Source organism: Novosphingobium sp. AAP93, from assembly GCF_001296055.1.
Taxonomy (GTDB): Bacteria; Pseudomonadota; Alphaproteobacteria; order Sphingomonadales; family Sphingomonadaceae; genus Novosphingobium.
In genome coordinates, this window is the sequence record NZ_LJHZ01000142.1 from 1 (window position 1) to 1318 (window position 1318).

The window sequence follows — 1318 nt, forward strand, 5'->3', positions numbered from 1 at the left end:
TGAAGCGTCCCGGGTTTTCCGGAGGCAGTTTCAATTGGGTTATGCCACCATATCGAGGGTCTCGTTGGCTGCATAGTAGTTGGCCTCGGCCTCAGCAGGCGGGATGTGCCCGATGGGGCCGAACAGGCGATGGTTGTTGAACCAATCGACCCAGCGCAGGGTTGCCATTTCCACGGCTGACGCGCTGGGCCATGATCGCTGCCGCCAGATGACTTCGGCCTTATAGAGGCCGTTGATCGTCTCGGCCAAGGCATTGTCATAGCTGTCGCCGACGCTGCCGACCGACGGCACAAGGTTCGCCTCGGCGAGGCGCTGGGTGTAGTTCATCGCAAGGTATTGAACGCCCCGGTCGCTATGGTGGATCAGGCCGTCATCGGGGCCGGGGCGGCGGGCGTGGATCGCCTGTTCGAGGGCATCCAGGACGAAGCCGGCGGTCGCCGAGGTGCTAACCTTCCAGCCCACGATCCGTCGGGCATAGGCATCGATCACGAAGGCCACGTAGACGAACCCTGCCCAGGTGTGGACGTAGGTGAAGTCGACCACCCACAGGGCATTGGGACGACTGACGCGGAACTCACGGTTGACCTTGTCCAGCGGGCATGGCGCCTTCGGATCGCTGACCGTGGTGATAGTTTTCTTGCCACGCCGCACACCTGCCAGCCCCATGGCTGCCATCAGCCGTTCCACTGTGCACTTGGCGATCACCACGCCTTCGCGCCGCAGCTGGTGCCAGACCTTGCGCGTCCCATAGAGACCGAAGCTGGCCTCATGGACGCGCTTGATCTGTGCCCGCATCTCGTCGTCCCGCCGTGCCCGCGCCGGTCGCCTGCCGGGATCGTCAAGGCGGGCGGCATGCTCGTGATAGGAGGACGGGGCGATCGCCAGTTCACGGCAGATCGGCTCGATACCCAGGTCCTCGCGATGGGCGTCGATGAACGCCATCATCATCTGCCGTGGCGGTCGAGCTCCGCCATCGCAAAATACGCGGAAGCCTTGCGCAGGATCTCGTTGGCCCGCCGTAGCTCCTTGACCTCCCGCTCCAGCAACTTGAGGCGTTCCCGGTCAGTGGCGGCCTGCGCCGCTGGCCCCGCTCGTCGGCTCGCCTCCTCGCGGCACCAGCGGCGCAGCGTCTCGGTCGTGCAGCCAACCTTCCCGGCGATCGAGGTCATCGCCGCCCACTCCGACGGATAATCCCCTCGATGCTCATCGACCATCCGCACAGCACGGTCGCGAAACTCAGGCGAAAACTTGTTCCTTGTAGCGCTCATCACAGCTCCTTCTCACAAATAGGAGCCTCCGGAAAACCCGGGACGCTTCA

1 protein-coding gene and 1 other annotated feature are annotated in these 1318 nt (G+C 64.1%); the gene reads right to left on the bottom strand.

The annotated features are described in order from the left end of the window. Window positions 1–39: 39 nt before the first annotated feature. Window positions 40–1268 (bottom strand): IS3 family transposase gene (locus IP83_RS19220; protein WP_369817045.1). Its coding sequence is split into 2 segments (ribosomal slippage): window positions 40–980 and window positions 980–1268, totalling 1230 coding nucleotides; the frame shifts between segments, so codons are not numbered across the junction. Then, window positions 873–987, bottom strand: a sequence feature (AL1L pseudoknot). (Overlaps the previous gene by 115 nt.) Window positions 1269–1318: the final 50 nt, after the last annotated feature.